Genomic DNA, 19,192 nt, shown 5'->3' on the forward strand with positions numbered 1-19,192 from the left:
CTGCCGTAAAAGGTGGGAGAGTAGGTCGGTGCCGAATCCTATACAGGCCCCTGCAGTCATAACTGCAGGGGCTTTTTGTTTATTTCTCAAATGAGGCTCCCTATCAGTTATCCTAAATCTTACCTTGGACAATGCTTGCTATCGTTCCTATACATCGCTGATTATCCTTTATAATAAGATTTTTACAAGTGAATCCGATAAAATAGCGGTATCTTGTCTTTATGTATTTCCTTTTTATGAAGTTTCAAAATAGTTATGAGTAAGAGATTTGCAACGGTTTTAATTATTATTTTGTTGATAATAGCGGCATTGGTATCCTATCGGGTTATCGTTAATAGGGAAAAAACTGCTGAAAATGTTGGGGGAAGACAGCGTGCGGAGGCAAAAGTATACGGCATAATAGTTTCTGGAAAACCTTTTTCCGATTTTTTATCACTCTCTGGTTCTATCGAGCCCAATGAAGTTATCAATTTACGTTCGGAGATTTCAGGAATCGTAGAAGAGTTAAATTTTTCCGAAGGCGGGAATGTGTCTAATGGACAGATCTTGATTAAGATAAATGACGCTGAATTGAAAGCTCAATTGGCACAGGCGACAACAAGAAATAGTTTGGCAGCAGAGAATGAACGTAGAGCTAAGCTTCTTTTAGAAAAAGAAGCTATCAGTCAAGAGGAATATGATATCGCAAGCGCGGACCATCGGACCGCCCAATCACAGATACAGCTTATAGAGGCACAATTAATAAAAACAGCCATTCGTGCCCCATTTTCAGGAACGGTAGGTCTTCGAAATATTTCTAAAGGAAGTTATATTACACCCATGACCGATATTGCTCAACTCGTGGATATGAGCAAAGTGAAATTGGAATTTTCTATTCCTGAACGATATGCTGCCAAAGTAAAAATAGGCACTTCGGTGCGATTTACCGTGCAAGGTACAAGTGATGAATTTCCGGCGACGGTATATGCTATAGAACCTCTGGTAGAAACAGCAACCCGCACGCTGCGGGTTCGCGCTTGGGCCGATAATAAAGATAGCCGGCTTATTCCAGGGACGTTCGCCAACGTTATCTTCCCGCTAGAGACTGTGGAAAAAGGTCTGTTGGTACCGGCGGAAGCATTGATTCCGATTCAGAATGGTAAAAAAATATTTGTTAAGAAAGACGGTTTAGCGAAGGAGGTATTGGTTGAAACCGGTGCCCGAACGGATGCTGACGTATTGATTGTTAAAGGCATAAATGAGGGAGATACTGTTTTGACTTCTGGCGTGATGTCATTGCGAGACGGCAGCCCTGTAAATGTAACCCTGCGTTAAATAGAGCATTGTAATGAGTTTATCTACATTAAGTATTAAGCGTCCTGTTCTCGCTATAGTCATGAACTTACTGCTAATCCTTTTTGGGATTATCGGATACACTTTTTTGGGCGTAAGGGAGTACCCTTCTATTGACCCGGCTCAAATTTCTGTGCGGACAAACTATGCAGGAGCAAATGCAGATATTATAGAGTCCCAAATTACCGAACCACTGGAAAAATCAATTAACTCGATTGACGGCATCCGAAATATTTCATCTTCTAGTAGCCAAGGAGCGAGTAATATAACAATCGAGTTTAATTTAGATAAGGATTTGGAAGCAGCGGCAAATGACGTACGGGATAAGGTATCGCAGGCTATGCGGAATCTACCGCAGGATATTGATGCTCCTCCTGTCGTTTCTAAAGCTGATGCAGATTCGGAACCTATCATTACGATGACAGTTCAGAGTACGACAAGAAATGTGTTGGAACTGTCGGATTATGCTGATAATTTTATTGCTCAACGACTACAAACTATCCCTGGGGTAAGTTCGGTCCAGATTTGGGGACAACGTAAATATGCTATGCGGCTATGGATAGATCCTGTACGTTTGGCATCTTATGGCCTCACTGTATTGGATGTTAGAACGGCTTTGAATAATCAAAATGTGGAATTACCCTCGGGTAGGCTCACGGGAGCAAATACAGAATTAGCTGTTAAAACCCTGGGGAACTTGGAGACAGAGGAAGAATTTAATAATATTATTATTCGGGCAGATGGAGGACGTGTAGTGCGGATGGGAGATGTAGGCAATGCGGCATTAGAAGCTGAAAATTTCGAAACGAAAATGTCAGATTCTGGGTTCCCTATGGTTAGTTTAGCGATAATTCCGCAACCGGGAACTAATTACATAGAGATTGCTGAACACTTTTATGAAGAATACGATAAATTAGAGGAAGATATTCCAGCGGGTTTCGAACTAAATATCGCAATGGATAATACGCAGTTTGTACGCAAAGCGATATTTGAAGTGGTAGAAACATTAATCATTGCTATTGTTCTGGTTGTTTTGATTATTTATATTTTCTTTCGAAACTGGTCAATAGCTTTCCGCCCCTTAGTCGATATCCCCGTTTCTTTGATTGCCACGTTTTTTATCATGTATTTGTGTGGTTTTTCTATTAACGTGCTAACATTGCTGGCTATCGTGTTAGCTACAGGGTTGGTGGTGGATGATGGTATTGTTGTAACGGAAAATATATTTAAGAAGGTGGAGGAGGGGATGTCTCCAATTGAAGCCGCTATAAAAGGCTCTAATGAGATATTCTTTGCCGTCATTTCTATTTCCATTACGTTGGCTGCTGTGTTTTTACCAGTGATTTTTTTAGAGGGATTTGTTGGGCGCTTGTTTAGGGAATTTGGAGTTGTTATTGGTGCTGCCGTGCTAATTTCAGCCTTTGTATCCTTGTCGTTGACGCCTATGCTCAACGCTTATTTAATGAAAGGGGGGGAACAACGTAAATCTAAATTCTACGACAAAACAGAGCGTTATTTCCAGATTATGAACAAGGAGTATGAAAATTCCTTGCAGGGGTTTTTGAAAATGAAATGGCTAAGCATCGTTATTATTGCCGGATGTTTTGGTCTTATTTATTTCTTTTATTCCATACTCCCAAAAGAGACTGCCCCGTATGACGATAGAAGTTATATTAGGTTGAATGCTACCGCGCCGGAAGGGATCTCTTATGATTATATGGATCGCTTTATGACAGAGCTTACCACGCTCATAAATGACTCTGTTCCGGAGAAAAAGGTCAGCCTCGTCATTACCTCCCCGGGATTTGGAACAGCCTCTTCTAACAGTGGTTTTGTAAGATTGGGATTGGTACAACCAGAAGAACGTATGCGAACCCAACAGGAAATAGTTGACGACCTTTCCCGAATGACCCGACAGTACTCCGAAGCTAGGGTTTCTGTATCGCAACAACCTACTATATCGGTCAACAGACGTGGTGGGCTACCCATTCAATACATTATTCAAGCACCTAATTTTGAGCGATTAGAGGAGAAGATTCCGGAATTTATGGAAGAGCTGTCAAGAGACAGGACATTTTCTGTTGTGGATGTCAACCTAAAGTTTAACAAGCCGGAAGTATACGTAACGATCGATCGTGATCGAGCGGAATCGATGGGTGTTTCCGTGTTAGATGTTGCCCAGACACTTCAGATGTCTTTATCGGGGCAACGGTTTGGGTACTTCATGATGAATGGGAAGCAGTATCAAGTAATGGGGCAATTCGATAGAAAGGACAGAGCAACACCAATGGATTTAGCGGCTATTTATGTAAAAAATAAGGATGGTCTTCTTGTTCAATTGGATAATATCGTGGAAATAGAGGAGCGAAGTAGTCCACCCCAATTGTACCATAATAACCGTTATATGTCAGCTACGGTATCAGCGGGTTTGGCGCAGGGATATAGCATGGGGGATGGTATCGCCGCTATGGATACCATAAAAGATCGTGTGTTGGATGCTACTTTTACAACAGATCTGGGAGGAGAAGCCAGGGACTTTGTGGAGAGTAGTTCGAATACGATGTTTGCATTTGGATTAGCTGTTCTTCTGATCTTTCTTATTCTCGCAGCACAGTTTGAAAGTTTTATGGATCCCATTATTATTTTACTCACGGTACCTATGGCTGTTGGAGGGGCTTTATTTTCATTATGGTTATTTGCCCAAAGTTGGAATATTTTTAGTCAGATTGGAACCATTATGTTGATCGGTTTGGTGACAAAAAATGGAATATTGATTGTGGAATTTGCCAACCAGCTTCGAGATCAGGGCTATGAAAAATACCAAGCCGTAGTCAAAGCATCCGAAGCACGTTTACGCCCCATATTGATGACATCACTGGCTATTGCTTTGGGCGCTCTTCCCATTGCACTTTCTCTAGGAGCTGCTTCTACAAGTCGCGTAGGTATGGGAGTTGTTATTGTTGGAGGAACTATGTTTTCGTTAATTTTGACCTTATATGTTATTCCTGCTTTTTATTTAATGATGTCGAGATCCAGAAAAAAAAGATCGGAGTTTGATAATATTGAAGAATAGGCTATGAAAAGAATATTGATTTCGCTGTATTTAGGGATAGGCATCTTCACTGTGGTAATTGGGCAGGAATTGTTAACGGTTAAACGTGCGGTGGAGATTGCGTTAGAAAATAACTATGATATACAATTATCCAAAAATGAACTGCTTGCGACCAAAGAGAATAAAACGTATGGAAGTGCAGGGATGCTTCCCACAGTGACGGCGGATCTTACCCAGAATAATAGTGTGCAAAATGCAACACAACTTCAGAATAGCGGTGTTGAACGTTCTTTGGATAATGCTAGAAACAATAGTTTAACCTACGGAGTAAATATCGGATGGACCATTTTTGATGGTTTAGGTATGTTTGCTCGTTATGAAAAACTGCAGGAATTAGAGAAACAAGGTGATTTGCAATTGAAGAGAACTGTCCTTTCTACGGTAGGTGACGTTATCACCTTGTATTATACGATCGTGGAACAACTAAACTTGCTATCGGCATTAGATTCTAGTATTCTTATTTCCAGAGAGCGACTTCGTACTGCAGAAAATAGATTTTCTATTGGTAAGGCTGCGAAATTGGAAGTATTGAACGTGCAGGTAAATTTGAACGAAGATCTTTCTGCTCGACTTCGGCAAGTGGAAACAGTAAAGAATTTGAAGACAATGCTGAATGGCATCTTGGTTAGAGACTTAGACATAGATTTCATAATAGATACAGAGGTCGGTATTGATGAGAGTCTGATATACGGCGATTTGCTCGAAAGAGCTGATCAGTTTAATCCTGATTTACAAATTATTATTCTCAACAAAAAGCTTGCAGAATTGGATTTGAAAGATGTTAAATCGGCTCGTTATCCCACTGTACGTTTAAACGGAGGATATAACTTTGCTCGAACGGAATCCAGTTTGGGGTTTGTTGCACAGTCCAACTCTAGAGGACTTACTTATGGACTTACAGCTTCTGTTAATATTTTTGATGGCTTGAACCAACGTCGTAATGAGCGTATTGCTAAAATTCAGATTGATAATGCAGCTTTGCAAATCGAACAACAGCGATTAGCTGTACAGACAGGTTTGAAAACGGCTTATGAGACCTATCTAACCAATATAGAATTGGTTAGGATGGAAGAAAAGAATGAAGATATTGCGCGTCAAAATCTTGAGATTACGCTAGCTAAATATACAATAGGCTCCATTAGTGCCGTAGAGTTTAGAGATGCCCAAGAAAATTTTATAAATGCTATTTCACGCTTCAATGCGGCTCAACTACAAGCTAAATTATCGGAAATACAGCTGAAAGAGCTTGTTGGACAGATCGATTTTTGAAGAGGAAAAAGATTGTATCAATTCTATTGATGAAAAATTGAGCAAACGTTTGCTTTGTGTTTTTACTTTTTTTTAGTTGAGAATACTATTATACTTGTGTTGGGAAAGGTCATACAAAACCTTTTTTGATAACCATTTGTATACTGTCTCACAATATAAGGGTTATGGCGAGTAGACTGTTAGTTTGTTTTAAAATAGGTGATTTTAGAGGGGGCGCAATATTGTCCCCTTTAATGTTAAAAGAGAAATTTATTAAATTTATGGATACTAATCGAAGAGATTTTCTAAAGAAGGCATCGCTGTTGTCTAGTGCAGCAATTACATTGCCAGCATTAAACACCGAGGCTTTTGCCGCTGCTCCAAATTTCAATATGTGGGGATACGCTGCACCGAAGATAGATACGGTGCGTATTGCGATCATCGGTTTGGGGATGCGCGGTCCGGGAGCTGTCGATCGTCTGTCTTATATTGAAGGAACAGAAATTGTAGCGTTGTGCGACCGTCATGCAGATAGAGTGGAAAAAGCACAGAAGATATTGGCCAATAAAGGCTTAAAAGCGGCTAAATCTTATTCTGGTGACGAGGGCTGGGTTCAGTTACTGAAAGAAGAGGAGATAGACTTGGTTTATATCTGTACCCCTTGGGAGTTTCACGCACCGATGTGTATTGCTGCAATGAAAGCTGGAGCACATGCCGCATGTGAAGTACCTATTGGTTTAACGGTGAAAGAATGTTGGGAAGTCGTTAAAACTTCGGAACAGACCAAAAAGCACTGTATGATGTTGGAGAATTGTTGCTATGATTTTTTCGAAATGTTGACGTTAAACATGGTTCGTCAAGGACTGTTTGGCGAACTCGTACATGCAGAAGGAGCTTATATCCATGATTTGTTAGATCTAAACTTTAGCAAACAGGGTTATGATAAAATGTGGCGTTTGCGGGAGAATATTAAGATGAATGGAAATCTTTATCCAACACATGGAATCGGTCCAATAGCACAATGTATGAATATCAATAGTGGAGATCGAATGACCCATTTGGTCGCTATGCAGACGGCTGATTTTCAAATGGGAGATAAAGCGCGCGAATTGGCAGCTGAAGATTCTTTTTTCCAAGAATTTGTAGGTAAGAAATATCGTGGAAATATGGATACCACATTAATTAAAACGGAAAAAGGTAAAACATTGATGGTGCAACATGACGTCACTTCGCCTAGACCTTATTCTCGTATTCACTTGTTGAGCGGTACCAAGGGTTTTGCCCAAAAATATCCGAAACAGGGAATTGCATTTGGACATAGCTTTTTAGAAGAAGATGAATTAAAGAGCCTTAAAGAAAAATACACACCAGAATTGGTGAAATTTATCGGTGAGCAAGCAAAACAAGTCGGAGGACACGGCGGTATGGACTTTATGATGGATTGGCGTTTGATTGATTGCTTGCGCAATGGGTTGCCGATCGAACAGCCTGTGTATGAAGGGGCATCGTGGAGTGCCATCGTACCATTGAGCTGTGAGTCGGTTGCTAAAAATAGTAAGACTGTGAATATCCCTGATTTTACGAAAGGAGCGTGGAAAACTAATCAACCACATGATCTAAGCTTGAAAGACGGAGGAAATACAGGGATTCGTCCGAAAGTAACGAAAAATTCGAATAATCAGTTGAATGTAGAATAAAGAGAAAGATGCCCACCAATCACATGGGCATCTTTTATTTTTAAGCTGATTATCTGTATATTAGAGCCTATGTTTTCAAGATGTTTTTTACTAGCCGTTTTTGCTTGCTGTATGGTAGCTTGTCAGTCAGGAACAAAAACTGCGCAAAATGAGGTTATCGAAGATTCGGTAGCATTATGCCATATGGGAGCAATTCCATCACGTTTTGTTAAAAAAACAGATTCTTTATCTTATGCACAGGGTAAGGACGATATTCGGATGGTCTTGATTGAAGGAGGGACATTTCAGATGGGATCTTCCAATTTTCCTGATGCGCAGCCGATACATGGGGTCGAAGTTTCTTCTTTCTACATGGATGAACATGAGGTTACCAATGCTCAATTTAAGGCCTTTGTAGATGCGACCGGATATGTAACGGTCGCCGAACGGCCGTTAGACCCAAATGAGTTTCCGGGTGTGGATCCAGATATGCTTGTTCCTGGATCAGCAGTTTTTGCTGCACCGAAGGGGGTGAAAGGTTTAGATAATTATATGCAGTGGTGGCAGTACGTACCTGGCGCGAGTTGGAAACATCCGGAGGGTCCTAATAGCTCGATCGAAGGAAAGGAAAAATATCCTGTTACACAGTTGGCATATCAAGATGCAGAAGCTTATGCCAAATGGATAGGAAAACGACTACCTACCGAAGCAGAATGGGAGTATGCAGCTAAAGCAGGAAAACATAAGGACGAGACTTATTACTGGGGAAGCGAAAAAAAGGAAGATGGAAAATGGTTGGCGAATATATATCAAGGTGATTTTCCATCCAACAATACCAAAGAAGACGGTTTCGAAACGACAGCTCCGGTAAAATCTTTTCCACCGAATACATATGGCTTATACGATATGGAAGGTAATGTTTGGGAATGGTGCTCTGATTTTTATCGACCAGATTATTATGCGCATAGCCCAAAAGCAAATCCGAAAGGTCCCGTAGATTCGCATGATCCACAAGAGCCAGGCCTGATAAAACGTGTGCAGCGTGGCGGCTCATTCTTATGTAATGACCAATATTGCGAACGTTATAAGGCTGGTAGTCGGGGGAAAGGTGAAATAAACAGCCCGACGAATAATGTGGGTTTTCGCTGCGTGAAGGATATATAATACCATTGCTCCTAAAGCTATAGCCTGCATAGTTTTTTTATTGATTTTTTGAGGAAAATTATTAAATTGGTCTTGGATTTAGACCTCAATAATGAAGTACGACGACTTTCAGGATAGTGAGCTGTTATTGAAGCTTAGCCACGACGATAAACGCGCCTTTGACGAAATATATCGGCGTTATTGGAATGCTATGTTTGGTTCAGCTTATAATGTACTGAAAGAAAGAGAGGCTTGTTTAGATATTGTACAAGAACTTTTCCTCTGGTTATGGGAGCATCGTAGCGGTTTAAATGTCGCGTCACTTAAACCATATCTATTGGTCGCCGTAAAATTTAAAGTTGCCAATTATATTAAACGAGGTAAGGTAAGGATGTCTTTTTTTGATAAATTGAAGCAAATAGATGAACCCTATGAATTAGTGGAAGACAGCTTTGAAGTCAAAGAGATGATGGAAATTATCAATCACTTTACCAATCAACTTCCCGAGAAATGCAGGGAAATATTTTTATTAAGTCGTCAGGAGAATTTAAGCAATAAAGAAATTGCCGAGCGTTTGAATATTTCCGTTAAGACGGTTGAAAATCAAATGACCATAGCGCTAAAAAAAATGAGAGCCTCTCTGGCAAGGATATCGTCCTTTTTCTTGTTGTTTTTTTAGCTATATCCGATTAATTTTAAAAAAACTCACTTTGCCTTGGGGGTAATCGTCCTCATAGGTGCCCTATATATACAAGCACCTGATATGAACCCTAAAGAGTTTCAACAATTAGCTGAAAAAATTAGCAGCGGAATGGCTACCGAAAAGGAGGTGGCGTTGTACAATTATTATTACGATCAGTTTCAGAAGGATACCGAATGGGATAGCAGTGTTTTGGGAGAAAAAGAAGCGGTTGAAAGAGAATTGTATGAACGCATCCGTATGGATTTGCCTGGGTATAAAACAAAATTTAGGTCGTTTCCGTTTCTTAAAATTGTGGCGGCGGTGGTACTGATAGCTATTTCTATTGGAGTTTTAATACAAAATCAACAGCAGGAGCTTTCACCAGCGTATACAGTGGAAAGCCGATTGAAACAGGACGTCGACCCTGGAACTAACAAAGCTGTGTTAACCTTGAGCGACGGAACGGTGCTCAATTTGGACGAATCAAAAAGGGGTGTATTGGCTGATCAGGGCGGTGCACAGATTAAAAAACTGGAAGATGGAGAAGTAGCCTACACTTCGGCAGAAAATCCGCAAAATGGTAATCTCGGCGAAAATGTTTTTAATACGATTACAATTCCACGGGGAGGGCAATATCAACTTGTACTCCCAGATGGCACAAAGGTTTCGCTAAACGCATCCAGTTCCTTGAAATTTCCCGTTTCGTTTACCGGAAATAGTCGTGTTGTAGAACTAGAAGGGGAAGCCTATTTTGAAGTAGCAACGGTGTATCGAAAGAATAGTTCACAAAGACAGCCGTTTATAGTGAAGACTTCTTCACAGCAAATTGAAGTTTTAGGGACACATTTTAACGTGAATGCTTATCGTAATGAGGAAGTTGTTAAGACGACATTGGTAGAAGGCAAGGTAAGGGTTTCCTCGATCGTCACGAAAGAAACTCGAACGCTTAACCCGGGAGAGCAGACACAAATTGCTAAAACAGGCCATATCAGACTGTTGGAAGATATCGATGTAGAAGAAGTGACGGCATGGAAAGATGGCATGTTCTATTTTAACAATACCGATCTCGCTACGATCATGAGGCAACTTTCACGTTGGTATAATGTAGAGGTGGACATAGACAATATGCCACAAAAGAAATTTAATGGTGCCCTTCCGAGAGATGTGAAGCTTTCTCAAGTCCTCAAAATGATGGAGACAACAAGTGGACTGAAATTTAAAATAGACGAAAGGAGGATATCTATGCTAAAATAAGTCCGACTGAAAAACAAGAACCCCCTGTGTGCATACAAGGGGCCCAATAACAGCGGTGCTCTAACACCCCATGTTTTGTGTAAGGTTTTTGTTTCCGAGAATAATACCGACGAAAGTAATTCATCAAATTTACTAACCTTAAACTAATACAAATGTATGAATAATAATAGGAAACTACCCCAAATCTTATTGATTATGAAACTGACTTTATTACTAACGTTATTTGCCTGTTTACAAATAAAGGCGTCAGTTTATTCCCAGCAGATCAATTTATCTGTAAAGAAAGCATCGTTAGAAAGGGTAATTAAAGAAATCCGAAAGCAGACTGGATATGCGTTTTTTTACGATGCCGCCTATTTGCAAGAAGCGGCTCCTGTCAGTATGGAAGTCAACAACGCTTCTATAGAAGAGACGCTTGCAAAAGCTTTTGCTGGGCAACGATTTACATGGGAGATACTGGATAAGACGATCTTGATTAAACCGGTTACCAGGGTAAAAAATAAAGTTGCGATTAAGGAAGAACAGCAACAACCGATTAAAGGACGTGTGATCGACGAAAAAGATGAACCACTTTCTGGTGTCAGTGTCACGGTGAAAGAAACAAGTATAGGGACGGTCACGGATCAAGATGGCGTGTTTATCATAGAATTGCCAACTGCGAATAGTGTGTTGGTATTTAGTTCTTTAGGTTATGTATCACAAGAACTTTCTACGGCGGGTAGGACAGAAATATCGATTTCGCTTCAACCCGTAACGAGTGATTTGGACGAGGTGGTGGTTATCGGTTATGGAACGCAGACCCGGAGAGACCTTACCGGTGCGATATCTTCTGTAAAAGCCGATGACATTGTGATGTCTCAGGGACCGGAGATTGGTAATATGTTGAAGGGTAAAGTTGCGGGGGTAACGATTCAGCAGAACAGTGCACAGCCTGGCGGGGGGCTAAATATCCTGATTCGTGGAGCGGGTTCCGTTAATGCTAGTAACCAACCCTTAATTGTGGTGGACGGATTCCCGATTTCGGACTTACAGCAACCGGATACAGAAAACCGGTATGATGGCGGAACACAAAGTATACTGAATTCCTTTAACCCGAATGATATCGAATCAATAGACGTACTGAAAGATGCCAGTGCAACGGCTATTTATGGTGCCAGAGCGGCAAATGGGGTTATCCTCATTACAACGAAAAGAGGGAAAGAAGGCAAGGCAAGGGTAGACTATTCCGGTAACTTTTCATGGCAAACGTATGATAATTCGTTCGATATGTTGTCATTGAAAGAATGGATGCAAGTGAGCAACGAAGCATCTTATGACCAATGGATGTTTGATAACCAGGTCTATCCCTATGGTAGCAACACAGCCGAGGAAGTGCAGGAAAACCCCAATGCACCCGTATATAGAAAGCCATTTACCCAGAATGCAATTAATCATATCGGTAAGGGAACCAATTGGTTTGATTTGGTGATGCGGAACGGCAGTACCCAGCAGCATAATTTATCCGTGGCGGGTGGTAGTAATACGACGAAGTACATGATATCGGGGAATGCATATGATCAAAAAGGGGTAGTAAAAAACTCTGGCTTCAAAAGATACTCTGTACGAACAAATATCGATCAGGATTTGGGAAAATATGTAAAATTAGGCGTAAATCTTACTGCTAGCCGCATAGATAATGATAATACGCAACTGGGAGGCAGTGAACATGAAAACTCCGGAATCATCCGGATGGCATTGCAGATGGGACCGCAGTTTTCTGCGATGGATGAAGATGGTAATTATACGCGGAATCCACGTGCTCCTCTTCAACCCAACCCTGCGTCGATGCTGACCATCGGAGATAAAGGGCGGGTAGAACGGATGTTACTGAATACCTTTGCTGATTTTAAACCGATAGACGATCTTACTATTAGGCTTAAAGCAGGTTTAGACAGAGGAGTTAGTAAAAGAATGGCCTATCTACCCAGAACAACCATACACGGTGAGTTGGAGAACGGAAGAGGATCTATTAATAACTTTGATCGCGATGATTACCTGCTGGAAGGAACGGTAAATTATACTAAAATGCTTGGCGACGGACATAAGGTTGATTTGTTAGGCGGTATTTCCAGACAAAAGTTTTATGAACGAACTTCTGGGAGTGCTGCTTCAGGATTTATTACGGATGCTTTTTTGTGGAATAATCTCGGCGCAGGTAGTACACAGCTTCCTTCAAGTTCGTATAGTTCGGAGAATATGATTGCGTCTTATTTCGGACGTTTAAATTATAACTACAACAGCCGGTATTTATTCACGTTTACCATGCGTACAGACGGTGCCAGTGTATTTGCCAGAAATAATAAATGGGCAACCTTCCCTTCTGTCGCTGCAGCATGGAATATTGCCGAAGAACCTTTCTTTCAGAGTCTGAATGGTACAGTGAACCAATTAAAATTGCGATTGAGCTACGGACAGACGGGGAATGCGGATATTGGCGGAAATGCATTTTCGGCCTATGGTTCTTATGCGGGCTGGTTGTCCGATGAAGATGCACGGATGATGGCGGTTTCTTTATCACGATTGGAAAATCCTGATTTGAAGTGGGAAACAACTACCGGAGCTAATTTGGGGATAGATTACTCTTTATGGGGTGGAAAGGTAGAAGGTTCGATCGAATTGTTTAGTAATGTTATCTCCGATTTGCTCCAGATGAAGCCGTTGAACTCCTATCATGAGGTAAATGAGGTCTGGGCTAACGTTGGTAAAACAAGAAGCCGGGGGATAGAGTTTAGTGTGACGACAAGGAATATTCAGCGTAAAGAATTTCAATGGCGAACGATTGCGAATTTTTCTTTCTACAGAGATACCTGGCGGGAAAGAGCACCGGATTGGAAGCCCAGTGTCTACGAAAATGTGAATGATCCGATACGGTCGATGTTTTATAGATTGTCTGATGGTATTATGCAAATCGGTGAAACAGCACCCGAAGGGCAGCCATCATTAAAGCCGGGACAAATAAAAATAAGAGATATCAACGGCCTGTTAAGAAACGAAGCAGGTGAACCAATGGTAGACGAAAACGGTAGATTTTTGAGAACCGGTCAACCGGATGGCATTATAGATGAAGCAGACTATATGTTTTTGGGTTCTTCGGATCCGGGATATATGATTGGTTTAACTAATATTATTACCTACAAGAAGTTTACGCTAAATTTTGATTTTAATGGATTGTTGGGCAGAAGAATGGCAGATCCAAATTATGTGAACTATGGTTACAGTGCCTGGGGTGTTGCCGTGCAGGGATATAATGCGTTAAGAAGTGTAAGGGACCGATGGACGCCCACCAATCCGTCAACGGAAAACCCGAGTACGTTTGCCAATTATTCGAATGATGGTTACGGCGATTTCTTTTTGCAAAGAGCTTGGTTTATCCGCTTGCAGAATATTGCTTTAGGATACGAATTGCCCAACAAATGGATGGGTAACGTATTTTCTTCTGCTCGGGTGAATGTAGCGGCTCATAATATCTTTGTAATTACGCCATACAGTGGCGTTGATCCCGAAACCGATAGCTACACGGCTGCGTATCCCAATATCAGGACATTTACCGCAGGGGTAAATTTTACATTTTAATTGGAAAGGACCTAAAAAAAAATAAATATGAAAAAGATTAAGTTATTGATTATATCAGCTGTATGCTTGTTGGCCAGCTGTACCAAAGACTTAGTATCTATTGATTATGGCGATATAAACCCCGAAATTTTTCCTAAATCGGAAACCGATATCGAAGCTATGGTAAATGCAGCTTACTATCCGCTCAGAGGATCTTGGTGGGATGGTATTTTTTCAACCTCTGAACGAGGTGTCATGATGATCAGTGATTGTACGACCGAAATATTGACTGGTTGGTATGATGAAAAATTGCAGGCTACGCAACATAGCTATATGCCCGATCATGCCGGTATTACCTATTTCTATGATTGGTTCTATAACAAAATCAGCATGATGACGATGACCATCAATTTGATAGAAGAATCGACAGTCAGCGATGAATTAAAAAGAAAAGCAATTGCCGAAGTACGTTGTGCCCGAGGTTTGTTGGCTTATACGTTATTCGATCTGTACGGCCCGTTGGTTATCGCACCCCTGGAAGTCTTGAAAAACCCATTGATAGAAGCACCTCTCGCCAGAATGCCCTATAATGAGATGGTGGATTTTATAGAAGCAGATTTATTAGCGGCAGCAGAAGACTTGCCTCATCCTGCAGAGGCAGTTTATGGCAGGTTTAATAAAGCATTGGCGAAGATGATTCTGATCCGGCTCAATCTGCATGAGAAGAGATGGGATCAGGTGGTGGCATTGGCAAATGATATTATAGAATATAATCATTACCAGCTTGATGCCGATTACGTTGGTATGTGGAATCTGAACGGTGCGAAAACCAGTAGGGAAGTGATTTGGGCCATTCCCTGTGATTATGAAGGCACCAGTGAAAATCAATGGCAGTTAATGGTGCTACCAGGTGTTTATCTACCGAAAGGAGGTTGGGGAACGATACAAAGTACCTGGTGGTTCTACGATACTTTTGAATCGCAAGATAGAAGACGGACAATGCTAATTGCTGAATTTACGGATGCAGAAGGCAGGACGTATAATCGAAATAATCCAGAAACATTTCTTAATTACGGGCCTTTGCCATTGAAAATACACGAAGATGCGGCGAGAACAACAAGTTTCACAACGGTTGATATTATCATGTACCGTTATGCTGACGTGTTGCTTTCCAAAGCAGAGGCATTGGCTAATGGTGGTGGTACACCAACGCAGGAATCCATAGCCCTCATTAATGAGGTACGCAACAGAGCTGGGCTTGGAGATTTACAACTCGCTAACTATTCCAATCTAACAACATTTAATGATATGTTGCTGACAGAAAGAAGTCATGAGTTTTGGTGCGAAAACGGACAATACCGAGCAGATTTAATCCGGCACGATAAATTTGTTTCACGTGCAATGGAAGTGAGAGGATCAGAATATACTTCCCCCGAGAAGCAACTTTTTCCTTTCTCCAGAACCATGATTTCGGAAGGAAAGGGATTATTTATTCAAAACCCGGGCTATAATTAACAGAAACAGATAACACAATATAAAAGAGATTGTATTATGAGAAGATATATGATTCAGTTGGCTGGTATTGCGATAACACTGTTGATATTCAGCTGCGATAAGGAGGACGGAGATAGTGAAACGAAGGCCGTTTTTAGCTACGTAGCAGATGGCTTTGTGGTTAATTTCACGAACTTCTCCACCGAAGCGACAGAATACCTATGGGATTTTGGCGATGGAACGGGAGAAACATCGACGAGAAAATCACCTCAATATGTATTTAAAGCTAAAGGAGATTATCTGGTGTCGTTAACGGCTAAAAATGGTGATTTGACAAGTACTTTTATCGATACGGTAACTATTATTGGCCCCAATATTAAAATAGATGGTGATTTTACCGATTGGGAGCATGTAGAGTATAATATTATCAATGAGGGCACATCTGGTGGAACTATTTCGTCAGTAAAGACATTTGCATCACCTACGCACCTTAATTTCTTACTGGAAGGGACGATGGATATGGAGTTTGCCATCTTACAGGTCTATTTAGATACGGATAAAAATCCAGCGACAGGTTATCCCGGGTGGCAGTATCCGGCAGGTTCCGGTGCAGATTATAAGTTGGAGGGCAGTATAACCGATGAATGGGGAGGTTTGCAAGTACATTCTGGTAATCCTGCAGATGATTGGGGTGGCTTTTCCGGTGATATAGCATCTTTTCCGGAAGTTATTGACTATTCGGAAATGAAGACAACAGAGGGAAAGAATGTTATTGAATTTTCTGTAAAAAGAAATGTCTTGGGGACGTTAGCCGGTTCGTTAAATTTTGCGATTATAGAAGCGACGTCTGCCTATTTACAAATAGGAGCTATACCCGCCAATCAATATCCGGAAGCAAAATACGGTGCCTTTCCTTTATAGGGGGGAATCCTACTTATTACATTAACGTAAAAAATAATATGGAAAAAGAACCGTTAAATGCAGGTCTCGTCAGTCAGCGTTTAGTTTCGCTCGATGTCATGCGTGGACTTATCATGATTCTACTCGCAGCCGAGAGCTGTAGGCTCTATAGTATGTTGAATGGTATTACTGCTGAGCATTCATGGGCAAGTAGCATCGTACAGCAATTCTTCCATCACCCTTGGCATGGACTGCGGTTCTGGGACTTAGTGCAGCCGGCATTTATGTTGATGGCGGGTTCCGCACTGTATATTTCGTGGTATAGGAAATCAAAAAAAAATGTCACGTGGGAGAGTAACTTCAAACACATACTTATACGCTCTTTCCGACTGTTCTTGTTTGGAACAGCGTTACATTGCGTTTATGCCGGTGAGCTAGTCTGGGAATTGTGGAATGTACTTACCCAGCTCTCTATAACGACTATTATTGCCTATCTGATTATCCGGAAATCTGGTCCTTGGCAAATTGTTTTTTCCTTATTCCTATTGGTGCTTACTGAATGCTTGTACCGTTTTATACAGTTTCCTGGTTTTGATCAGCCTTTTACGGAGCATCATAATTTCGGAGCCTATATGGATACCGTTTTAATGGGGAAAATAAATTCCGATGGTTGGGTTGCCATTAATTTTATCCCTACAGCAGCGCACACGATATGGGGTGTTGTAGCAGGGAAACTATTGGTGTCTCCACTTGCCAACAGACAAAAGATGAAGTACCTGATTGGTGCCGGAATAATAGCATTAATAGCGGGATATGCTTTAGACATCAGCGATTTCACCCCCATTGTAAAGCGGATTAGCACCAGTTCTTTTGTTTTGGTGTCTGGCGGATGGGTGTTACTCATTATGGCTTTGCTGTTCTGGATCAATGATATAAAGAAACAGTCGAAATACGCATGGATATTCACCGTAGTAGGCATGAATGCTATTTTCATCTATCTGTTTTTCGAAACAGTCGGCATGCAATGGTTAAATGGCACAACGGCAATTTTTGTCAAAGGGTTTTTAGGTTTCACAGGTCTTTCGGATCAAGTGATGTCTGTGATATCGGCCTTGGTAACACTTTTTATGGAATGGTATATATGTTTCTGGCTATTCAAAAAGAAAATATTTTTTAAACTCTAACTATTTAATACGATACGTATGAAATTATCAATAAAATTATCGATCTATATATGCATGTTTGCCCCTGCGCTGATGAGCTGCAGTTGTTCAAAAAACGGAAATGATTCACCGCCGGAACAGGAGCCGCAACCTACTGTAACTTACACCGAAAGTATGGAGGATTTCGCTAATCCGGAACGGGGATTTTATCGGTACACCGAAACACATACGAGCAATTTTACGGTTTTGGATGCCAATACCCTTGCCGGCTATCGGCAACTACAAAGCATTCAAAATGCTAATTATCGGGTATATAGTACATTGGTTTTCCGGTATTATGTGTTAGATGATGTAAAAACAGTTTCTATACCACAAAGTACGTTAGAAAAAATCAATGCGGATATGGTCGCCGCTAGAACCGCGGGGGTTAAATTGATCCCTAGGTTTGTTTATTCCATAACCTCAAATGCCGGCAATTGTCCGGAAGGATTTATTTGCCCCCCTTATGGTGATACAGCAAAAGAGCACATGCTACAGCATATAGCAGATCTAAAACCTGTCTTACAAGAGAATGCGGATGTAATAGCTTGTGTACAGCTTGGTTTTGTAGGTCTTTGGGGAGAACAATATTATACCGATTTCTTTGGAGACCCCTCGTCCAACGGGGGGCAGGGTAAATTACTGGATGCGAATTGGGCAGACCGAGCTGAGATAATTGCAGCACTGCTAGATGCGGTTCCTGAAAGTAGAATGGTACAGGTAAGATACCCACAGCAGAAACAACGTTTTATCTATGGTGTTAGTACTCCTATAACAGCTCAACCTTTAACAGAGTCAGAGGCTTTTTCGGCAGATGATAAGGCAAGATTAGGTTTTCATAATGACTGCTTTCTTTCAGGACCAAGTGATACCGGTACGTACGAAGATTATGGAAACAGTTCGAGTAACCGGAGCGGTAGTGCTTCCGTGATTGACGCATTAAAAGCATATAAGAATAAAGACAGCAAATATGTGGTCGTCGGAGGAGAAACTTGCAATAATACGTTTACGCCGGATAACGAATGTGAACCTGCAGGTAAAGCACAGGCAGCATTTGCGGAAATGCATTATAGCTATATCAATGCGCATTACAATAATCAATTGAACAATAAATGGCAAACTTCTGGCTGTATGGATAATATCAAGAAGAATCTGGGATATCGCTTTGTCCTGCAAAATGCACTCTTTCCAGATGCTGTTAATGCGGGTAGTAACATGCCTTTGACGATTAACTTAATCAATAAAGGTTATGCATCTCCTTATAATGCGAGACCGGTACAACTGCTATTGCGCAAGGTAGGGGCACAGGATGTTGTGATTTTATCGATCAATACCGATGTTAGAAAATGGTATCCCGGAACAACCAATTTGGAAACTTCCGTTGCTATTCCTTCGAATGTGGAAAAAGGCGAATATGAACTGCTTATGAACCTCCCCGATGCGTACGAGAGTATTGCTAACCGTCCGGAATATAGTATTCGTTTGGCCAATAATGATGTATGGGAAGCAGCAACGGGTTACAATAAATTGAATCATAAAATTACAGTCAACTAACATG

General features: G+C 41.1%; 12 protein-coding genes. All 12 read left to right on the forward strand.

The window, feature by feature from the left end; translation table 11 throughout:
• Window positions 1–255: 255 nt before the first annotated feature.
• The 12 genes from FXV77_RS16540 to FXV77_RS16595 all read left to right on the forward strand — a co-directional run bounded on the left by FXV77_RS16540 (window position 256) and on the right by FXV77_RS16595 (window position 19,188).
• On the forward strand, window positions 256–1,314 hold the full coding sequence (locus FXV77_RS16540) for an efflux RND transporter periplasmic adaptor subunit (RefSeq protein WP_148920354.1): 1,059 nt from the start codon (window positions 256–258) through the stop codon (window positions 1,312–1,314).
• Between the two features lie 13 nt (window positions 1,315–1,327).
• A complete protein-coding gene (locus tag FXV77_RS16545) occupies window positions 1,328–4,405 on the forward strand; it encodes an efflux RND transporter permease subunit (protein WP_148920355.1) in 3,078 nt (1,025 codons plus the stop codon).
• 3 nt (window positions 4,406–4,408) lie between these two features.
• Window positions 4,409–5,713: a TolC family protein gene (locus FXV77_RS16550; protein ID WP_148920356.1), complete on the forward strand. Its 1,305-nt coding sequence runs from the start codon at window positions 4,409–4,411 to the stop codon at window positions 5,711–5,713.
• A 260-nt stretch (window positions 5,714–5,973) separates the two neighbouring features.
• On the forward strand, window positions 5,974–7,389 hold the full coding sequence (locus tag FXV77_RS16555) for a Gfo/Idh/MocA family protein (protein ID WP_148920357.1): 1,416 nt from the start codon (window positions 5,974–5,976) through the stop codon (window positions 7,387–7,389).
• Between the two features lie 69 nt (window positions 7,390–7,458).
• Window positions 7,459–8,532: a formylglycine-generating enzyme family protein gene (locus tag FXV77_RS16560; protein WP_148920358.1), complete on the forward strand. Its 1,074-nt coding sequence runs from the start codon at window positions 7,459–7,461 to the stop codon at window positions 8,530–8,532.
• A gap of 91 nt (window positions 8,533–8,623) precedes the next feature.
• Window positions 8,624–9,190: an RNA polymerase sigma-70 factor gene (locus FXV77_RS16565; protein WP_148920359.1), complete on the forward strand. Its 567-nt coding sequence runs from the start codon at window positions 8,624–8,626 to the stop codon at window positions 9,188–9,190.
• An 84-nt stretch (window positions 9,191–9,274) separates the two neighbouring features.
• Window positions 9,275–10,447, forward strand: coding sequence for a FecR family protein (locus tag FXV77_RS16570; protein ID WP_148920360.1), 1,173 nt, complete (start codon window positions 9,275–9,277; stop codon window positions 10,445–10,447).
• 195 nt (window positions 10,448–10,642) lie between these two features.
• Window positions 10,643–14,059, forward strand: coding sequence for a TonB-dependent receptor (locus FXV77_RS16575; RefSeq protein ID WP_222867812.1), 3,417 nt, complete (start codon window positions 10,643–10,645; stop codon window positions 14,057–14,059).
• Window positions 14,060–14,086: 27 nt separating this feature from the next.
• A complete protein-coding gene (locus FXV77_RS16580; RefSeq protein ID WP_148920361.1) occupies window positions 14,087–15,553 on the forward strand; it encodes a RagB/SusD family nutrient uptake outer membrane protein in 1,467 nt (488 codons plus the stop codon).
• Between the two features lie 36 nt (window positions 15,554–15,589).
• Window positions 15,590–16,453, forward strand: a complete 864-nt coding sequence (locus tag FXV77_RS16585) for a PKD domain-containing protein (protein WP_148920362.1) — start codon at window positions 15,590–15,592, stop codon at window positions 16,451–16,453.
• A 38-nt stretch (window positions 16,454–16,491) separates the two neighbouring features.
• Window positions 16,492–17,616 (forward strand): acyltransferase family protein, encoded by a 1,125-nt coding sequence (locus tag FXV77_RS16590; protein ID WP_148920363.1) that lies wholly within the window; start codon window positions 16,492–16,494, stop codon window positions 17,614–17,616.
• An 18-nt stretch (window positions 17,617–17,634) separates the two neighbouring features.
• Window positions 17,635–19,188: a DUF4832 domain-containing protein gene (locus FXV77_RS16595; protein WP_148920364.1), complete on the forward strand. Its 1,554-nt coding sequence runs from the start codon at window positions 17,635–17,637 to the stop codon at window positions 19,186–19,188.
• The last annotated feature ends 4 nt before the right edge of the window (window positions 19,189–19,192 follow it).

This window comes from Sphingobacterium phlebotomi (genome assembly GCF_008180195.1).
In the GTDB taxonomy this organism is placed as follows: Bacteria; Bacteroidota; Bacteroidia; order Sphingobacteriales; family Sphingobacteriaceae; genus Sphingobacterium; species Sphingobacterium phlebotomi.